Consider the following 18,894-nt stretch of genomic DNA (forward strand, 5'->3'; position numbering starts at 1 on the left):
GTCAGGCTCCGGCGCCGACCTCGACGGCGGACAGCACGTCGCCGACCAGACCGGCCGCCAGCGTATTCCCGCCGGCCGGGTCGATCAGCAGGAAACTGCCGGTGTGCCGGTTCGCCCGGTAGTCGTCGGCCGGGATCGGCTCGGCGACCCGGACCGAGATGCGCCCGATGTCGTTGAGTGCCAACGACTCCGGGTTGGGATCGGCCGCCAGGCGCTGCTCGTCGAAACGCTCCAGCAGCGTGCCGACGATCGCCTGGGTGGTCCGGGTGCCGTGCTTGAGCAGCAGTCGCGCGCCGGGGCGCAGCGGCTTGTCACCCAGCCAGCACACGGTGGCGTCGAAGGCATCGACGGGCTCGGGCGCGTCGGCGGTCGAGGCGATGATGTCGCCCCGGGAGATGTCGACATCGTCGGCCAGGATGAGCGTGACGCTGCGTCCGGCCTGCGCCACCGCGAGCTCGCCGTCGGGGGTGTCGATCCGCTCCACGGTCGTACGGATGCCCGAAGGCAGCACCACGACCTCGTCGCCCGGAGCGACCGCGCCCGCGGCGATCTGCCCTGCGTAGCCGCGGTAGTCCGGGTGCTCCGCGGTGCGCGGGCGGATCACGTACTGCACCGGGAACCGCAAGCCCAAAGCGTGATTGCCGGTGCTGTCGGCGTCGACCGGCACCGATTCCAGATGCTCGATGAGCGAGGGGCCGTCGTAGTAGGGGGTGTTGTCCGAGCGGGTGGCGATGTTGTCGCCGTGCAGCGCCGAGACCGGGATCTCCAGCACGTCCTCGCTCGACCAGCCCAGTGTGCGGGTGAGCTCGTTGAACTCCGCGGAGATCGCGGCGAACACGCCGGCGGCGTCGTCCACCAGATCGATCTTGTTCACCGCGAGCACCAGCTTCGGCACACCCAGCAGCGCGAGCACGGCGGCATGCCTGCGGGTCTGCTCGATGACGCCCTTGCGCGCGTCGACGAGCAGGATCACCAACTGCGCGGTGGACGCGCCGGACACGGTGTTGCGGGTGTATTGTACGTGCCCGGGGGTGTCCGCGAGCACGAACGAGCGGCGCGGAGTGGCGAAGTACCGGTAGGCGACATCGATGGTGATGCCCTGTTCGCGTTCCGCGCGCAGCCCGTCCACGAGCAGCGACAGATCCGGTGTGGCCAGACCTTTGTCCACCGACGCGCGGGTGACGGCGTCGATCTGGTCGGCCAGAACGGATTTCGTGTCGTAGAGCAGGCGTCCGACCAGAGTGGACTTGCCGTCGTCGACAGAACCGGCGGTGGCCAGCCTCAATAGGTCGGACATGTCAGAAATAACCCTCTCGCTTGCGGTCTTCCATCGCGGCTTCGGAAACCCGGTCATCACCACGGGTCGCGCCACGTTCGGTCAGTCGGGACGCGGCGACCTCGGCGAGGATCGCCTCGTTGTCGGCCGCGTCGGAAAGAATGGCGCCGGTGGAGGACCCGTCGCCCACGGTGCGGTAGCGCACCGACCGGGTCTCCAGCACTTCGCCGTCGCGCGGGCCGCCCCACACGCCGGGCGTCATCCACATGCCGTCGCGCAGGTACACCGGACGCTCGTGCGTGTAGTAGATGCTCGCCAGATCGATGTCCTCGCGCGCGATGTAGCGCCAGATGTCCAGTTCGGTCCAGTTGCTCAGCGGGAACACGCGCACGTGCTCGCCCGGCGCGTGGCGTCCGTTGTACAGGTTCCACAGCTCGGGGCGCTGCCGCTTCGGATCCCACTGGCCGAACGCGTTGCGCAGCGAGAAGATCCGCTCCTTGGCGCGCGAGCGCTCCTCGTCGCGGCGGCCACCGCCGAACACGGCGTCGAAACGGTGCTCGCTGATCGCGTCCAGGAGGGGAACGGTCTGCAGCGGGTTGCGGATCCCGTCGGGGCGCTCGGTGAGCCTGCCGTCGGCCAGGTAGTCCTCCACCTTCGCCACGTGCAGGCGCAAGCCGTAGCGCTCGACGACCTTGTCCCGGAACTCGAGCACTTCGGGCAGGTTGTGCCCGGTGTCCACGTGCAGCAGCGCGAACGGCAGCGGAGCGGGCCAGAACGCCTTCAGCGCCAGATGCAGCAGCACGGTGGAGTCCTTGCCGCCGGAGAACAGGATCACCGGCCGCTCGAACTCGCCCGCCACCTCACGGAAGATGTGGATCGCCTCGGACTCCAGCGCGGCGAGGGTGTCGAAATCGCTGATGCCGAGATGGCGTTCGCGTCGAATGGTTTCGGTCATGGTGTCTCCTCCGGGCCCTGACTCGGTCATGCTGTGTTCTTTTCTGCATGCCCGAGGGGCCCTGCGTGGTTACGCTGGCTGCCTCCTCCGGGCCCTGACTCGGTCATGCTGTGTCTATTCGTGCATGCCCGAGGGGGCCCTGCGTGGTTACGCAGGCTGCCTCCTCCGGGCCCTGACTCGGTCATGCTGTGTGCAACCCGCACTCGGTCTTGGCGAGACCGGCCCAACGCCCGCTGCGTGGATCGGCTCCCGGCTCCGGCTTCCGGGTGCACGGAGCGCAGCCGATGGACGGGTACCCCTCCTCCACCAGGGGATTGACGAGGATGCCGTGCTTTTCGATGTAGTCCTGCATCTGCTCGTCCGACCACGGCGCGATCGGGTTGATCTTCACCAGTCCGAAACCCTCGTCGAACGAGATCAGCGGTGCGTTCGCCCGGGTCGGGGCCTCCACCCGGCGGATGCCGGTGACCCAGGCGTTGTATCCGGCCAGCGACTTCTGCAGCGGGACGACCTTGCGCAACCGGCAGCACTCGTTCGGCTCGCGGGCGAACAGATCCTTGCCCAGCAGCTGATCCTGTTCGGCCACCGTATGTTCCGGCCGAACGTCGACCACGTTCACTCCGTACACGGCCTCCACCGCGTCGCGGGTGCCGATGGTCTCGGCGAAGTGGTAGCCGGTGTCCAGGAACAGCACGTCCACGCCGGCGCGGATGCCCGCGGCCAGGTGCACCAGCACGCCGTCCTGCATGTTGGAGGCCACGATGTAGTTCGTGCCGAAGGTGTCCTCGGTCCACTGCAAGAGTTCGGTCGCCGACGCGCCGTCCAGTTCGGCGGCCCCGCGCTCGGCGATGGCACGGAGCTCGTCCTCGGACAGCTTCTCCACGAGTTCGGTGGTCACAGTTGATCTCCCGTCGACACTTATCTGAGGTCGGCCTCGTCGGCGCGGACCGCCCACTGGGCGAACCGTTCGCCATCCGCACGGTGTTTGACGAAGTTGCGCACCACCCGCTCGACGTAGTCGCCGAGTTCCTGGGTGGTCACCTTGTGCTGACGCAGCTTGCGCCCGAAGGCGCTGTCGAAGCCGAGGCTGCCACCGAGGTGAACCTGGAAGCCCTCCACCTGATTCCCGGCGCCGTCGTCGACCAGCTGGCCCTTGAACCCGATGTCGGCGATCTGCGAGCGGGCGCAGGAGTTCGGGCAGCCGTTGATGTTGATCGTGATGGGAACGTCCAGCTGCGCGTTCAGATCCGCAAGCCGCTCCTCCAGCTCCGGCACCAGCGCCTGGGACCGCTTGCGGGTCTCGGCGAAGGAGAGCTTGCAGAACTCGATGCCCGTGCAGGCCATCAGGTTGCGCCGCCACAGCGAGGGCCGCGCCTGCAGGCCGAGGGGTTCCAGCTCCTCGATCAGCGCGTCGACCTGGTCGTCGGGAACATCGAGCACGATCAGTTTCTGGTACGGGGTGAATCGGACGCGATCGGAGCCGATCCGCTCGACCGCGTCGGCGACCTTGGTCAGGACGGTGCCCGACACCCGGCCCGCGATGGGGGAGAAGCCGACGGCGTTGAGCCCGTTACGCAGCCGCTGCACGCCGACGTGGTCGATCGGCTTGGTCGGCTGCTGCGGCGCGGGGCCGTCGATCAGCTTGCGCTTCAGGTACTCGTCTTCCAGCACCTGGCGGAACTTCTCGATGCCCCAGTCCTTGATCAGGAACTTCAAGCGCGCCTTCGTGCGCAGGCGGCGGTAGCCGTAGTCACGGAACAGCGACACGACGGCTTCCCAGACGTCGGGCACCTCCTCCAGCGGCACCCATACGCCGACCCGCTTGGCGAGCATCGGGTTGGTGGACAGGCCGCCGCCGACCCACAGATCCAGACCGGGGCCGTGTTCGGGATGCACCACGCCGACGAACGCCACATCGTTGATCTCGTGCACCACGTCCTGCTGGCCGGAGATCGCGGTCTTGAACTTGCGCGGCAGGTTGGAGTACTCCTTCTTGCCGATGTAGCGGCGCACGATCTCCTCGATCGCGGGCGTCGGGTCGATGACCTCGTCCAGCGACTCGCCCGCGAGCGGGGAACCGAGCACCACGCGCGGGCAGTCGCCGCACGCCTCGGTGGTCTTCAGGCCGACCGCTTCGATCCGCTTCCAGATCTCGGGGACGTTCTCCACCTCGATCCAGTGGTACTGCACGTTCTCCCGGTCGGACAGATCCGCGGTGTCCCGGGCGAACTCGGTGGAGATCTGCCCGAGCGTGCGCAGTTGCGCGACATTCAGCGCACCCCCGTCGCAGCGCACGCGCATCATGAAGTACTTGGCCTCGAGCACGTCGATGTTCTCGTCACCGGTCCAGCTGCCGTCGTAGCCCTGCTCGCGCTGGGTGTACAGACCCCACCAGCGGAACCGGCCGCGCAGATCGCCCTTGTCGATGCCGTCGAATCCGGTCTTGGCGTAAATGTTCTCGATCCGGGCGCGGACGTTGAGCGGGTTGTCGTCCTTCTTGGACTGTTCGTTCGGGTTCAGCGGTTCGCGGTAGCCCAGCGCCCACTGGCCCTCGGCCTTGCGGCGCACCGGCTTGCCGGTGCGGGCGCGCGGTCCCGTGGAAGTCGCCTCGGGACGCGGGCGGTCCGGGCGGACCCGGCGTTCGGAAGCCGGGCGTTCGGGGCGCGCGCGGGGGCCGGGCTCGGATCCGGGCGTGGGCTGATCGGTCGGACCGGCGTCGGTGCTCGACGGCATGGGGTCGCTCCTGCGGGGTGGGTGGTACATCCTGCTGAGGGCGTGAGGGGCTGACTCACACCTGCGGTGTCAGCGGGCCGATGGAGTCGGGATCGCCGGAGGCCGGGGATCGGGCGCGCTGAACTACCGGAGGGAACCGGACAGACAGCAGGCGCTACAGACGCGCTTGTAATCGACGTGGCGACGTGCCACAAGTCGTACTCCCAAAGCGCGCATGCGGCCCATTGTGCCACGTCAGCGCTGGCCTTCCGACCCCGCATCCGGTATTCCCCGCATTTTGGCGGGAAATTCCCTGGACGCTCGACCCGGTTTGTGACGGCTGTCATAGTTCGCGCGCCGAACCGGGCGCGTGATACGTCCGCCGGGTCGTCAGTGAGACGGCGCACGCCGCTTGACCTCGAGTCAGCTCGAGGTAGCAAGCTCGCCACCATGAGTACACCAACTGTCGACACCGCCGCCGAGATCGAAGCCATCCGCGCGGTGGTCGCCACCGTGGAACACGTACAGCGCACCGAGTCGGTCGAGGAATTCGCGGCTCTGTTCCGCGAGGACGCGATCTGGACCACCGGGCACGGCAAGCGCCTCTTCGGGCGCGCCGCCATCGCCGAGTTCACCGCCGCGGTGCTGCCCGGGTCCGGTGCGCACGGCAAGGCGACCTACGAAGTCGAGCACGTCTTGTTCATCCGCCCCGACGTCGCGGCGGTCAAGGTGCGCCAGCGCTACTTCACCCCCGCGGGCGACCTGGACAGGGAAGGCACCCCGATGTATGTGATGTCCAAGGAGGACGGCCGCTGGGTGCTCACCGCCAACCAGAACACTCCCATCGTGACGGACTGACCCGGTCGCTAGCCGCGCGAAGGGTAAGCCGACGGTGCGCCGCGCTCGCCGAGGAGAAGGCGCGGCGGTTCGATCGCCGCGCGCTTCTCGTGGCCGGCGATGTCGGCGACTGGTCACGGTGCGCCTGGTCTGCGCTGCGGGCCGATCACCGGGGTGATCCCACGGATACGAGGGTCGGGTGCTCGGTGAGCGCATCGGTCGCAACCGGAGACTCGCCGACGCCCGGCGGAGTCCCGGACGTCGGCGTGAACACCGTGGCGTTCACACTGGACAGGTGAGTTCTTCCGCCGCGTCCGCGAGCACCGATACGTCCGCGCCGGTGGTGCGTGACTTCGGCCACGGGCCGTTCGGGATCTACGTGCACGTGCCGTTCTGCGCGACGCGGTGCGGTTACTGCGACTTCAACACCTACACCGCGGGTGAGCTCGGCAGCTCGGCCTCGCCGCAGTCGTGGTCGACGGCGTTGCGCGGCGAGCTGGCGACCGCGGCGCGGGAGTTCGCGGCGCTGCCCACCGCGACACCGGAGGTGTCCACCGTGTTCGTCGGCGGGGGAACGCCCTCGCTGCTGGGCGGCGACGGTCTGGCCGCGGTGCTGGACGCGGTGCGCGGCGAGTTCCGCCTCGCCGCCGACGCCGAGATCACCACGGAATCCAATCCGGAATCCACCTCGCCGGAGTTCTTCCGGCGCATCCGGGAGGCCGGGTTCACGCGGGTGTCGCTGGGCATGCAGTCCGCCGCGGAACACGTGCTGAGGGTGCTCGACCGCACACACACCCCTGGCCGGGCGGTGGCCGCGGCGCGGGAAGCGCGTGCCGCCGGCTTCGAGCACGTCAATCTGGATCTGATCTACGGGACGCCGGGCGAGCGCGACGCCGATCTCGACGCCAGCCTGGACGCGGTGCTCGACGCCGGTGTCGACCACGTCTCGGCCTATTCGCTGATCGTGGAGGACGGCACCGCGCTGGCCCGGCGCGTGCGCCGCGGCGAACTGCCCGCGCCCGACGACGACGTGCTCGCCGCGCGCTACGAACGGATCGACGCCCGGCTCCGCGCGGCCGGGCTCGACTGGTACGAGGTCTCGAACTGGGCCGCAGGCGCGGCGGCGGTCTGCCGGCACAATCTCGGCTACTGGGACGGCGGCGACTGGCTGGGCGCCGGTCCCGGCGCGCACAGCCATGTCGGGGGAGTGCGGTGGTGGAACGTCAAACACCCTGCGCGATACGCGGACCGAGTCGGCCAGGGCGGTCTGCCCGCGGCCGGATGGGAAGCGCTCAGCGACGACGAGCGGTACACCGAACGAGTCATGCTCGCCGTGCGGTTGCGCACCGGCCTGCCCCTGGCGGATCTGGCGTCCTCCGCCATCGCCGCGGTGGGCCGGGTGGTCGCCGACGGCCTCGCCCTGCGCACCGACGACGACCGGCTCGTCCTCACCGATCGCGGCCGCCTCCTCGCCGACGGTGTCGTCCGCGAATTGCTCGACTGATGCGCGCCACTCGAGGCGGTATGCACACCGGCCTCGCGAAAAGCAACTGGCCCAATGGATCGCGAGCGTTTGCGCTTCCTGTCGGACGAGCCCGATTCCGCACCACCGTTCGGTGGTCCGGCGAACCGCGCATTCCATTCCGGTACCGCGTTGCCCACCGGCCGCGTAGTCTGCGACCAACCCCAAGGAGACAAATGGCGTCGGCACGACACATCACTCTTATCCATGAGCCGGGCGAGTTCGCGGTGGCGCGGGCAGCGGAGAGAGCGGAGAATGCGCGCCAATGCGCCGTCGCCGCCCGCACCGTGGCCAGCTACGCGCAGAACGCCGCTGACTGCGAGTCGCTGCTGGCGATGCTCGGTCTCGACGCCCTGGCGGGCAAGCAGGCGAAAGTCGGCGACTGCGGCTGACCGCTACGGCTGGTCCACGACCGCCGCGGTCCTGTGTCATTTCGGTAGCCAGAGCTCCGTACGCGGTGCGAAAGCGCCGGACGGAATGCGACGGATCTCCGATGTCGACGGATCCTGAATACCTCAGCGCCGCGCGATCATGATGATCGTGCGGCGCTTCGGTTCCGGCCTGGTCAGCGCGGCGCACCTGCTTCAGCCGCTGACTGATGATCCGCTGCTCGAGGCGGTACTCCGCTCCGGGCAGATCTTGTAGAGCTGCCGAATAATGTTGTCCGCCTTGGCGATATGTTCCGCGCCGCGTTCGTTATCGACCAGGTCGGGCAGGACGGAGGCGCTGAGCGGGGAAAGCGGGATGTCGGACACGCGTCGCTGGTCCCCCGACCCGGCGCCGTGGCTCGCGGTGGTCGGAGCCGCTGACCGTCGCGCCGAGCGGTGCGTTGCCGAGCGGCGATCCGGCTGCCGACAATTAGACTGGATCGACAGACCACCCGGGATTCGCCTGCGATGAGGTGGGCGATGAGGTGGGCCGTCTGCGCCGGCTACGGCGAGACCGGAGAGTCAGCGAGGAGGTGGGGCCGATGTCGAGCACCGAGGATCGGCGCTTCGAGGTCCTGCGCGCGATCGTCGCGGACTATGTCGCGACCAAGGAGCCGATCGGGTCGAAGACGCTGGTCGAGCGGCACAATCTGGGTGTTTCCAGCGCGACGGTGCGCAACGACATGGCGGTGCTCGAGGCCGAGGGCTACATCACACAGCCGCACACGAGTTCCGGCCGGATCCCGACGGACAAAGGCTATAGGCAGTTCGTGGACCGAATCTCGGAGGTGAAGCCGCTGTCGGCGGCGGAGCGCAGGGCGATCATGGAGTTCCTGGAGTCGGGCGTCGACCTCGACGACGTGCTGCGCAGGGGCGTCCGCTTGCTGGCCCAGCTGACCAGGCAGGTCGCCGTCGTGCAGTACCCCACGGTCTCGGCGTCCACGGTGCGTCACATCGAGGTGGTCGCGCTCAATCCCGCGCGCCTGCTGCTGGTGGTGATCACCGACACCGGCCGCGTCGATCAGCGACTGGTCGACCTCGGCGCCGTGATCGACGACGAGGATCTGGCCGCGCTGCGCGGCATGCTCGGCGGCGCCATGGACGGCAAACGCCTGGCCTCGGCCTCGGCGGCGGTCGCGGAGCTGCCCGAGCGCGCGCCGGTGCGGCTGCGCGACGTGCTGGTGCGGGTGTCCACGGTACTGGTGGAGACGCTGGTGGAACATCCCGAGGAACGATTGGTGCTCGGCGGCACCGCCAACCTCACCCGCAACGCCGCCGACTTCGGCTTCCCCGGCTCCTTGCGGGCGGTTCTGGAGGCGCTGGAGGAGCAGGTGATCGTGCTCAAGCTGCTCGCGGCGGCCCAGCAGCCGGGGACGGTCACGGTCCGCATCGGCGAGGAGACGCAGGTCGAGCAGATGCGCGGGACGTCTGTTGTGTCGACCGGCTACGGCGCGGCGGGAGCGGTGCTCGGCGGTATGGGTGTGCTGGGCCCGACGCGGATGGACTATCCCGGCACGATCGCGTCGGTCGCGGCCGTCGCCCGATACATCGGCGAGGTCCTCGCCGAGCGCTGACCTGAACACCGGTCGGCGATGCCACTGCTACGCTCGACCCTTCGGGCGGATAAAGTTGAGTGCACAAGACTAATGCTGTTGTCGGCGCGTTTCGAATCCGGCGCGGGCACCGGCGGCACTGTCGAGAACGACCAAGGACTAGAGAACTCAAGTGGCACGGGACTACTACGGACTGCTCGGCGTCGCGAAGAACGCGACCGATCAGGAGATCAAGCGGGCATACCGCAAGCTGGCGCGTGAGCTCCACCCCGACGTCAACCCCGACGAGGCGGCGCAGGCCAAGTTCAAGGAAGTGTCGACCGCCTACGAGGTGCTGTCGGATCCGGAGAAGCGGCGCATCGTCGACATGGGCGGCGACCCGATGGAATCCGGCGCGGGCGGGGCCGGCTTCAACGGCGCGGGCTTCGGCGGGCTCGGCGACGTGTTCGAGGCGTTCTTCGGCGGCATGAGCGGGACGACCGGCGCGCGCAAGCCGCGTGGCCGGGTTCAGCCGGGCGCCGATTCGCTGATCCGCACCCGGCTCAGCCTGGCCGAGTGCGCGGTCGGCGTGACCAAGCACCTCACCGTGGACACCGCGATCCTGTGCGACATCTGCCAGGGCTCGGGTACCAACGGCAACTCCAAGCCGGTGCGCTGTGAGACCTGCGGCGGCGCGGGCGAAGTCCAGTCCGTGCAACGATCCTTCCTCGGCCAGGTGCTGACTTCGCGCCCGTGCCCCACGTGCCGGGGCGCGGGCGAGACCATCCCGGACCCGTGCCACAAGTGCGGCGGCGACGGCCGGGTGCGGGCGCGCCGCGAGATCGCCGCGCCGATTCCCGCCGGCGTCGCGAACGGCATGCGGGTGCGGCTGGCCGCGCAAGGCGAGGTCGGCCCGGGTGGCGGTCACGCGGGTGACCTGTACGTGGAGATCGTGGAGCAACCGCACGACGTCTTCGTCCGCGACGGTGACGATCTGCACTGCACCATCCGGGTGCCGATGGTCGACGCGGCGCTGGGCACCACCGTGGTGATCGACACCATCCTGGACGGTCCGACCGAGTTGACCATTCCGGCGGGCACCCAGCCCGGCGAGATCTCGGTGCTGCGCGGTCACGGCATGCCGCGGCTGCGCTCCGGCGCGCGCGGCGATCTGCTCGCGCACCTGGACATCGTGATCCCGGCCAAGCTGGACAGCAAGCAGACCGAACTCCTGCGCAAATACAAGGGAATGCGGGACCGCGAGCGCGCCGAGGTGATGTCGGCGCAGTCCGAGCACAACAGCGGCCTGTTCGCGCGGCTGCGGGCCTCGTTCAGCGGACGCTAGGTGGCCGCGACGGTCTTCTACCTCGACGAGGTGCCCCAGCCGGGCGCGGTCGCGGTGCTCGACGGCCCGGAAGGCAGGCACGCCGCCACGGTGCGCCGCATCCGGGTCGGCGAGCCGATCACCCTCTCCGACGGGCGCGGTGTGCTCGCCGAATCGGAAGTCGTCGCCGCGTACCGTGACCGGCTCGAGCTCGCGGTGCGCGACCGGGTGCTGGCGGCCCCGCAGGCGCCGCCGGTGACCGTCGCGCAGGCGCTGCCGAAGTCCGACCGTTCGGAGCTGGCGGTCGAGCTGATGACGGAGGCGGGCGCCGACGCCGTCATCCCGTGGCAGGCCGCGCGCTGTGTCGCGAACTGGGAGGGCAAAGCCGCCAAAGGCGTCGGCAAATGGCGGGCCGCCGCCCGCTCGGCCGCCCGTCAGTCCCGCCGGGCCTACATCCCCGAGGTCGCCGACCTGCACCGCACCAAGGACCTGCTGGAGGTGGTCCGCACGGCGAAGGCCGACGGCGCGATCATCGCGGCGCTGCACGAGTCCGGCACGGCCCGCTTCACCGAACTGCCCTTCGCCGACGCGACCGGAATCGTCCTCGTGGTGGGCCCGGAAGGCGGGCTGGACGACACCGAACTCACCGCCCTGGCCGAGGCGGGCGCGGACGTGACTCTGCTCGGCCCGACGGTGCTGCGTACCTCCACCGCGGCAGCGGTCGCGCTGGGCGCTCTAGGCGCCCTGACCCCGCGTTGGTGAACTCGGTATCCGAGTCGCGGAGAACGATCACAGCCTTCACCTGGGCAACCGACTCGGCAGCGGCCCGCGAATACGCGCACGGCCAGATAGTTCGGCCGCGGTGTCCCGGGACATCTCGGCTCAGCGGTCAAGCCTCGACCGGCGACGATTCCCGCGCGGGATTCGTGTGCATGGTCTGCGCGCGCGGCGCTGCGATCGGTGCGATACCCACAGCAACAGTGCCGCGATGACCATCAGCGCACCGATGCCGCAGGTCAGGCCGAGCCACTCCGCGCGGGCGTAGACGATGCCTGCCGCACCGCCGACGACCGCGCTGCCGAGGTAGTAGGCGAACAGATACAGCGACGAGGCCGCGCCCCGATTGCCTTGCGCCATCGCGCCCACCCATGCGCTTGCCGCAGTGTGCGCACCGAAGAATCCCGCGGTGTAGAGCAATACGCCGAGGAGCGCGGTGCCGAGGTGGTCGGGAATCGTCACCACGAGCCCGATCGTCATCAGGCACAGCGACACGGTGAGCACCCACTGCCTGCCGATCCGGTCGGTCAGCCGACCGGACGCCGCCGACGCCGCGGTGCCGGCCAGATACAGCACGAACACCAGCCCCACCAGTGCTTCCGGCAACCCGAACGGCGCGGCCGTCAGCCGGTAGCCGAGATAGTTGTACACCGAGACGAATCCACCCATCAGGACGAACGCCAGCCCGAACAGCGCGAGCAACCCGCGATGACGCAACTGGCTCCCGAGATCGCCGAGTACCGTGCGCATTCCGGCGGGCCGCGGCACGAAGCCGCGAGACGGCGGCAGCCACCGGAGGAACCACACCGTGCAGCCGGCGGCGGCGATCGCGGCCACTGCCTGCGCCCACCGCCAGGACGCCAGGTTCAAGGTGAACGCCGGAATCAATCGCCCGGCCAGCCCACCGATCGTGGTGCCTGCCACGTAGACGCCCATCGCGGTGCCCAGCCCGTCCCCGCCGATCTCCTCCGCCAGATAGGCCATCGCCACGGCGGGCACGCCCGCCAGCGCGATGCCTTGCAGCGCTCGTCCGGTGAGCAGCAACTCCAGCGACGGGCTCAGCGGTAGCAGCAATCCGATCGCCGCCGCCGCGATCGCGGAGCCGGTCATCACTTCGGTCCGGCCGATCCGGGACGAGAGTGCGCTCACCGGGATGATCGCCAGCGCGAGGAAGCCGGTGGTGAGCGATACCGCCAGCGCCGCCCGCGCAGGCGTCGCGCCGAACGCGGCCGAGAGGCTCGGCAGCAGAGCCTGGGCGCTGTACATGGAGGCGAAAGTCGTGAGACCGGCCGCGAACAGCGCGGTGGTGATCCTGCGTTCGTGGGCGCCGTCCGTTGCCGCTGCGCTGCGCTCGGTGGTCATGGCTCCTCCTTTCGTCCAGCATCATCAGCCGTTTTTCGGAAAGGAAATGAATAATAGGAAGCAATTCGATGCTTGTGAGACATATAGGGAGGTAGGGCGATGCTCGGCGAGGATCTGGAGTGGTTCACGACACTCGCCGAACTGGAGCGGGTGGGTGCCGCAGCCGATCGGTTGCACCTCGCCCAGCCCACTCTGTCGCGCATGCTGGCCCGGTTGGAGCGCCGGGTCGGTGTCGAACTGTTCGACCGGCGCGGAAAACGGATCGTCCTCAACGAGTTCGGGCGGATCTACTACGAGCATGCCCGTCGTGCGCAATCCGAGCTGGACGCGGCGAAAAAGGCTCTCGCCGATCGGGCCAATCCGGCAGGGGGAATCGTGCGGCTGTCCTTCCAGCACTCCTTCGGCGGATCACTGGTGCCGCAGCTGGTCAGCGGCTTCCGGCGGATCTCCGGCCGGATCACGGTGACACTGTGGCAGGGGGCGGCCGAAGCGGTGACCGAGCGGGTGCTCGCGGGCGAAGCGGATCTGGGCATCGTCTCGCCCCGCCCCGCCGTCGCGGGCGTCGGCTGGCGCACCGTGCTGCGGCAGCCGCTGGTGCTGGCGGTGCCGCCGGAGCATCGGTTGGCCGGACGGCGGCAGGTCCGGCTCGCCGAGGTGGCCGACGCGGAGTTCGTCACGATGCACCACGGATTCGGGATGCGGCGCATCTTCGAGGAACTGTGCGCGGCCGCGGATATCCGGCCGCGGATCGCGTTCGAGTCGAGCGACCTCGTCACGGTGGCCGGGCTGGTGTCGGCGGGACTGGGCGTGGCGATCCTGCCGGGCGAGGACCCGCTGTCCGCTGGGCCGCTGTCCGGCCCGGTGACGGTGCCGCTGGCGGACGCGGGCGCCGCGCGTGCCGTCGGGTTGGTGTGGCCCGCCGCGGTGACGCCATCGGACGCCGTGCGGCGCTTCCGTGACTTCACGGAGGATTGGGCAGGGCGACGTGGGGGAATCCCATGAGGGTCCGGCCCCGCCGGAGGCCTTATTCACTGGGCGCTGTCGGTGGGGCGCGTTAAACTTCTCTCCATACAGCAGCAGTCGAGACCGGAAAGCAGGCTATAGCCACTTTTGAGAACACAAGGCGAGATCGGCGACCCGGCCACCCCAGCGGCGGGCATCGGCGCCGGCGACATCGGTTCGGGTCCCGCAGCGCGCACCGTGCGCTCGAGTATCGAACTCGCTCCCGAATCCGTGTTCCCCTTCCTCGGTTCGGCCGACCAGAACCTTCGTGAACTGGAGACGCTGCTCGACGCGGACATCCACGTCCGTGGCAATTCCGTGACCCTCACCGGCAAGGCGGCCGATGTCGCGCTCGCCGAGCGGGTCATCGAGCAGCTCGTCGCGCTCACCGGCCGCAACCGCGTGGTGACTCCGGAGGCGGTGCGGCATACGGTATCGATGCTCACCGAGGGCTCCAGTGAGTCTCCCGCGGAGGTGCTCAGCCTGGACATCCTGTCCCGGCGGGGCAAGACCATCCGGCCCAAGACGCTGAACCAGAAGCGCTACGTCGACGCGATCGACGCCAACACGATCGTGTTCGGCATCGGCCCCGCCGGTACCGGCAAGACCTACCTGGCGATGGCCAAGGCGGTCCAGGCGCTGCAATCCAAGCAGGTCAACCGGATCATCCTCACCCGTCCCGCGGTCGAGGCGGGGGAGCGTCTGGGCTTTCTGCCCGGCACGCTGAACGAGAAGATCGATCCGTACCTGCGCCCGCTCTACGACGCCCTGCACGACATGATGGATCCGGAGGCCATTCCCAAGCTGATGGCGGCCGGAGTCATCGAGGTCGCGCCGCTGGCCTACATGCGCGGTCGCACCCTGAACGACTCGTTCATCATTCTCGACGAGGCGCAGAACACCACCGCCGAGCAGATGAAGATGTTCCTCACCCGCCTCGGGTTCGGATCGAAGATCGTGGTGACCGGCGACGTGACCCAGGTCGATCTGCCCAGCGGCGCCCGCTCGGGTCTGCGTGCCGCCAGCGAGATCCTCACCGAAATCGAAGACATCCACTTCGCGGAGCTGACCAGCAGCGACGTGGTCCGCCACCGGCTGGTCTCGGACATCGTGGACGCCTACGACCGCTTCGAAGCCGAGACGCGCCCGCCGGTCGCTTCGCATTACGGCGGCAACCGGGCCCAGCGCCGCGCGGCGAGCCGGGCGGACCGGCGCTAACTCGTCTCGCCGGACGAGGCTCCGCTCCGGCGACACGATCGCCGGGATCGTAGGCTATTCGGGTGAGCATCGAGATCGCCAACGAGTCGGGTATCGACGTGCCCGAAGAAGAGCTGGTCAGCGTCGCGCGGTTCGTGATCGCCCGGATGGACGTGCACCCGGCCGCGGAGCTGTCGATGGTGCTCGTGGATCTCGACACCATGGCCGACCTGCACATGCGCTGGATGGACCTGCCCGGCCCGACCGACGTCATGTCCTTCCCGATGGACGAGCTCGAACCGGGTGGGCGGCCCGACAGCCCCGAACCCGGCCCGTCCATGCTCGGCGACATCGTGTTGTGCCCGGAGTTCGCCGCCGGGCAGGCGCGCAAGGCGGGTCATTCCCTCGATCAGGAACTCGCCTTGCTCACCGTGCACGGCGTGCTCCACCTGCTCGGCTACGACCATGCCGAGCCGGAGGAGGAGAAGGAGATGTTCGCGCTGCAGGCCCGGCTGCTCGAGGAGTGGTACGAGAGTCTGCGCGAGGCTCGGCGGCGGGCAGAGCTCGCCGAACGCGACGCGCGGTTGCTGGGCAAGGCGGGCTTCACCACACCGGGTGACTCCCTGGGTCCCGCGTGAATTCCCTGACCCTCGTTCTGCTCGCGGTCCTGCTCATCTCGGTGGATGGGGTGTTCGCCGGTGTCGATTCCGCCCTGAACACGATCTCACCGGCTCGCGTCGAGGACTTGGTGCGCGCCGAGCGGTCCGGTGCGGTACGGCTGAGCCGGATCGTCGCCGACCGGGCGCGGTATGTGAATCTGATGGTGCTGCTGCGTATTCTGTGCGAGATCGGCGCCACGGTGCTGCTGGCGGCGGGCCTGATGACGGTCTGGGCGAAGAACTGGGCGTTACTGGTCACCGCGCTGGTGATGGTGCTGGTGTCCTATGTCGTGATCGGTGTCGGCCCACGCACGCTGGGTCGTCAGCACGCCTACTCCATCGCGCTGGCCGCGGCGTTGCCGTTGCAGTTCATCGGCGCGCTGCTCGGTCCGCTGAGCAGGCTGCTGATTCTCCTCGGTAACGCCATCACTCCGGGTAAGGGTTTCCGCAACGGCCCCTTCGCCTCCGAGATCGAGCTGCGTGAGGTGGTCGAGATGGCCAGTGAACGCGGCGTGGTGGCCGACGACGAACGACGCATGATCCAGTCGGTCTTCGAGCTCGGCGACACACCGGCGCGGGCGGTGATGGTGCCGCGCACGGAGATGGTCTGGATCGAAGCGGACAAGACCGCGGCTCAGGCGATGTCGCTGGCCGTGCGTTCCGGGCATTCGCGCGTCCCGGTGATCGGCGAGAACGTCGACGACATCCTCGGGGTGGTCTATCTGAAAGACCTTGTGCCGTACGCCGATCGCAGCCGCAAGGTGCGGGTGCGCGAGGTGATGCGGCCCGCGGTGTTCATGCCCGATTCCAAACCGCTGGACAGCCTGCTCGACGAGATGCAGCGCAGGCGTAACCACATGGCGTTGCTGGTGGACGAGTACGGCGGCATCGCGGGTCTGGTGACCATCGAGGACGTGCTGGAGGAAATCGTCGGTGAGATCGCCGACGAGTATGACACCGACGAGACCCCGCCCATCGAGGATCTCGGCGACGGCCGCTACCGTGTGTCGGCCCGGCTGCCGGTGGAGGATCTCGGGGAGCTGTACGGGCTGGAGATCGATGAGGAGGACGTCGACACCGTCGGCGGCCTGCTCGCGCACGAGCTGGGCCGGGTGCCGCTGCCGGGGTCGAAGATCGAGGCGCACGGGCTCGTGCTGCGCGGTGAGGGCGGCGCGGACGCGCGGGGCCGGGTGCGGGTGAACACGGTAGTTGTGCGCAAAGCGCGCGAGAAGGTCCCCGCCGGGAAGACCAACGGCGACAATCCCAATGGCAAGCGTAAGGCCAACGGATCGGAGCGGGAGATCCCGGCCGATCGCGACGAGGACGGAGACACCGAATGACCGAACTGGACGCGGAGGACAACAAGCTGGTCGTACTGGCCCGCGGCGCGCTCGGCCGCACCGGCGGGGCGAGCGGAGCGGCGATCCGTGACACCGACGGCCGTACTTACGCCGCCGGCGAGGTCACGCTGACCGCGTTGCGCCTGACGGCGCTGCAAGCCGCCGTCGCCGCCGCGTTGTCCAGCGGGGCGGAGGGATTCGAGGCGGCCGTGGTGGTCGGCGGGCGGTTGTCCGACTTCGGTGTGGCCGCGGTGCGCGAGGTTTCGGCCGAGACGCGGATCATCTTCACCGATCGCGACGGCGCGGTGTTCGAGGTCGTCGACGACTCCGCGGACGCGGTCGACGCGGTCAGCGCCGAGTCCGGCGAGGTGCGCGGTGGCTGACACGCGGCAGAAGGACGAATTCCGTTCCGGCTTCGTCTGTTTCGTCGGTCGTCCGAACACCGGAAAATCGACGTTGACCAACGCTCTGGTGGGCGCGAAGATCGCGATCACCTCCTCGCGCCCGCAGACCACCAGGCACACGATTCGCGGTATCGTGCACCGCGAGCACGCGCAGTTGATCCTGGTCGACACCCCCGGCTTGCACCGCCCGCGCACCCTGCTCGGTCAGCGCCTCAACGACCTTGTGCGCGATACGTATTCGGAAGTCGACGTGATCGCGCTGTGCATCCCGGCGGACGAGAAGATCGGTCCGGGCGACCGGTGGATCGTGCAGCAGATCAAGCAGATGGCGCCGAAGACGACGCTGCTCGGTGTGGTCACCAAGATCGACAAGGTGAGCCGCGACCAAGTCGCCCAGCAACTGGTCGCCGTCTCCCAGCTGCTCGGTCCGGAGTCCGACGTGGTGCCGGTTTCGGCGGTCAAGGGCGAGCAGGTGGATGTCCTCGTGGACGTCATCGCCTCGAAGATGCCCGAGGGTCCGGCCTTCTACCCCGACGGCGAACTCACCGATGAGCCCGAGGAAACGCTCATGGCCGAGCTCATCCGCGAGGCCGCGCTCGAGGGCGTCCGCGACGAGCTGCCGCATTCGCTCGCCGTCGTCATCGAGGAGGTCCTGCCCTACGAGGACCGCGAGGACATGCTCGACGTGCACGCCCTGCTCTACGTCGAGCGGCCCAGCCAGAAGGCCATCGTCATCGGTAAGGGCGGTTCCCGGCTGAAGGAAGTCGGCACCAACGCCCGCAAGCAGATCGAACACATCCTCGGCACCCGGATCTACCTGAATCTGCACGTGAAGGTGGCCAAGGACTGGCAGCGCGACCCCAAGCAGCTGGGCAAACTGGGTTTCTGAGCGCATCCGTAGTGACCTGAAGCTGTCAGATCTCTGCTGGGAGTGCTCGAACGATCACGTACTGCGTGTGGTCTTCGAGACTTGTCATGTCGAATTGTCCATCCCGGTCGGTTATTGCCGGCGCGACGATGAGTTCTCCGCGCCCGCATCGTCATAACTCGTACCGGGCCGCCGAGTGTGCGCACCGGACCAGAGGAACATGAACCGAAGGAAGACTGATGGCGCAGTTGACGGACAAGGTACGAACGCTGTTCGACGGCAAGAACTTCGCTGTATTGTCCACGCTCGAACCGGACGGTAAGCCGCATTCGACCGTGATGTGGGTCAAGCGCGACGGAGACGACATCGTATTCGCGCTGCCGAAGAGTCGCCGCAAGGTAGTCAACTTGAGCCGGGATCCCAGGGCGGCTGTCGTGATCTTCGATGCCGCCAGTCCCTACGACAGCGTTCAGGTGCAGGGCACCGCGTCACTCGAAGACGATCCGGACGGTGTGCTGATCGCTGAGCTTTCGCACAAGTACACCGGCGGACCCTACCCTGGGTTCGCCGGGCCGAACCCGCAGTGGGTCACCGTAAGAGTCACCGTCGACAAGGTCGCCACAACGTGGCAGGAACCATAACCGTGACGCGATTTCGCGGCGGCCATCGAGAGCGATGTTTGGGTTCTAGTTCTCTGCC

General features: G+C 68.6%; 19 protein-coding genes. 13 read left to right on the plus strand and 6 right to left on the minus strand.

Annotated features, from left to right (window positions below; all coding sequences use genetic code 11):
* Position 1 precedes the first annotated feature (1 nt).
* The 4 genes from M8859_RS15085 to M8859_RS15100 form a co-directional block, all read right to left on the minus strand.
* Positions 2-1,297, minus strand: coding sequence for a sulfate adenylyltransferase subunit 1 (locus tag M8859_RS15085; RefSeq protein WP_159929121.1), 1,296 nt, complete (start codon positions 1,295-1,297; stop codon positions 2-4).
* A gap of 1 nt (position 1,298) precedes the next feature.
* A complete protein-coding gene (cysD, locus tag M8859_RS15090) occupies positions 1,299-2,231 on the minus strand; it encodes a sulfate adenylyltransferase subunit CysD (protein ID WP_159929119.1) in 933 nt (310 codons plus the stop codon).
* Positions 2,232-2,412: 181 nt separating this feature from the next.
* Positions 2,413-3,129: a phosphoadenylyl-sulfate reductase gene (locus M8859_RS15095; protein ID WP_159929117.1), complete on the minus strand. Its 717-nt coding sequence runs from the start codon at positions 3,127-3,129 to the stop codon at positions 2,413-2,415.
* 20 nt (positions 3,130-3,149) lie between these two features.
* A complete protein-coding gene (locus M8859_RS15100) occupies positions 3,150-4,964 on the minus strand; it encodes a nitrite/sulfite reductase (protein WP_249644409.1) in 1,815 nt (604 codons plus the stop codon).
* A gap of 429 nt (positions 4,965-5,393) precedes the next feature.
* On the opposite strand from M8859_RS15100, the gene M8859_RS15105 reads away from it, so the two are divergent.
* The 3 genes from M8859_RS15105 (at position 5,394) to M8859_RS15115 (ending at position 7,694) form a co-directional block, all read left to right on the plus strand.
* The gene (locus M8859_RS15105; RefSeq protein WP_159929113.1) at positions 5,394-5,801 is read left to right on the plus strand and encodes an SgcJ/EcaC family oxidoreductase; all 408 of its coding nucleotides are present in this window, start codon (positions 5,394-5,396) and stop codon (positions 5,799-5,801) included.
* A gap of 274 nt (positions 5,802-6,075) precedes the next feature.
* Positions 6,076-7,284 (plus strand): radical SAM family heme chaperone HemW, encoded by a 1,209-nt coding sequence (hemW, locus tag M8859_RS15110; RefSeq protein WP_159929102.1) that lies wholly within the window; start codon positions 6,076-6,078, stop codon positions 7,282-7,284.
* Between the two features lie 194 nt (positions 7,285-7,478).
* Entirely contained in the window at positions 7,479-7,694 is a 216-nt protein-coding gene (locus M8859_RS15115) for a hypothetical protein (protein WP_159929100.1), read from the plus strand.
* Between the two features lie 192 nt (positions 7,695-7,886).
* On the opposite strand, the gene M8859_RS15120 is transcribed toward M8859_RS15115, so the two are convergent.
* The gene (locus tag M8859_RS15120) at positions 7,887-8,057 is read right to left on the minus strand and encodes a hypothetical protein (RefSeq protein WP_249644410.1); all 171 of its coding nucleotides are present in this window, start codon (positions 8,055-8,057) and stop codon (positions 7,887-7,889) included.
* A 215-nt stretch (positions 8,058-8,272) separates the two neighbouring features.
* On the opposite strand from M8859_RS15120, the gene hrcA reads away from it, so the two are divergent.
* The 3 genes from hrcA to M8859_RS15135 all read left to right on the plus strand — a co-directional run bounded on the left by hrcA (position 8,273) and on the right by M8859_RS15135 (position 11,348).
* Complete coding sequence (gene hrcA, locus M8859_RS15125; RefSeq protein ID WP_159929096.1) at positions 8,273-9,304, plus strand: heat-inducible transcriptional repressor HrcA; 1,032 nt, start codon at positions 8,273-8,275, stop codon at positions 9,302-9,304.
* A gap of 151 nt (positions 9,305-9,455) precedes the next feature.
* Positions 9,456-10,607 (plus strand): molecular chaperone DnaJ, encoded by a 1,152-nt coding sequence (gene dnaJ, locus M8859_RS15130; protein WP_159929094.1) that lies wholly within the window; start codon positions 9,456-9,458, stop codon positions 10,605-10,607.
* On the plus strand, positions 10,608-11,348 hold the full coding sequence (locus M8859_RS15135; RefSeq protein ID WP_159929092.1) for a 16S rRNA (uracil(1498)-N(3))-methyltransferase: 741 nt from the start codon (positions 10,608-10,610) through the stop codon (positions 11,346-11,348).
* 120 nt (positions 11,349-11,468) lie between these two features.
* Here the strand turns inward: M8859_RS15135 and M8859_RS15140 are convergent, their stop codons facing one another.
* Positions 11,469-12,725 (minus strand): MFS transporter, encoded by a 1,257-nt coding sequence (locus M8859_RS15140; RefSeq protein WP_249644411.1) that lies wholly within the window; start codon positions 12,723-12,725, stop codon positions 11,469-11,471.
* Between the two features lie 99 nt (positions 12,726-12,824).
* Here M8859_RS15140 and M8859_RS15145 point away from each other — a divergent pair, with 99 nt between their 5' ends.
* The 7 genes from M8859_RS15145 to M8859_RS15175 all read left to right on the plus strand — a co-directional run bounded on the left by M8859_RS15145 (position 12,825) and on the right by M8859_RS15175 (position 18,836).
* A complete protein-coding gene (locus M8859_RS15145; protein ID WP_249644412.1) occupies positions 12,825-13,727 on the plus strand; it encodes a LysR family transcriptional regulator in 903 nt (300 codons plus the stop codon).
* A 156-nt stretch (positions 13,728-13,883) separates the two neighbouring features.
* Positions 13,884-14,945, plus strand: a complete 1,062-nt coding sequence (locus M8859_RS15150) for a PhoH family protein (protein ID WP_159929145.1) — start codon at positions 13,884-13,886, stop codon at positions 14,943-14,945.
* Between the two features lie 62 nt (positions 14,946-15,007).
* On the plus strand, positions 15,008-15,562 hold the full coding sequence (gene ybeY / locus M8859_RS15155) for an rRNA maturation RNase YbeY (protein ID WP_159929086.1): 555 nt from the start codon (positions 15,008-15,010) through the stop codon (positions 15,560-15,562).
* Positions 15,559-16,923 (plus strand): hemolysin family protein, encoded by a 1,365-nt coding sequence (locus tag M8859_RS15160; protein WP_249644413.1) that lies wholly within the window; start codon positions 15,559-15,561, stop codon positions 16,921-16,923. Before ybeY ends, M8859_RS15160 begins: the two co-directional genes overlap by 4 nt.
* Complete coding sequence (locus tag M8859_RS15165) at positions 16,920-17,306, plus strand: cytidine deaminase-like protein (protein WP_249644414.1); 387 nt, start codon at positions 16,920-16,922, stop codon at positions 17,304-17,306. The genes M8859_RS15160 and M8859_RS15165 overlap by 4 nt, the downstream gene beginning before the upstream one ends.
* Positions 17,299-18,216: a GTPase Era gene (gene era, locus M8859_RS15170; protein WP_159929072.1), complete on the plus strand. Its 918-nt coding sequence runs from the start codon at positions 17,299-17,301 to the stop codon at positions 18,214-18,216. The genes M8859_RS15165 and era overlap by 8 nt, the downstream gene beginning before the upstream one ends.
* A gap of 218 nt (positions 18,217-18,434) precedes the next feature.
* On the plus strand, positions 18,435-18,836 hold the full coding sequence (locus M8859_RS15175) for a PPOX class F420-dependent oxidoreductase (RefSeq protein WP_159929070.1): 402 nt from the start codon (positions 18,435-18,437) through the stop codon (positions 18,834-18,836).
* Positions 18,837-18,894 lie beyond the last annotated feature (58 nt).

The organism is Nocardia sputi (assembly GCF_023501985.1).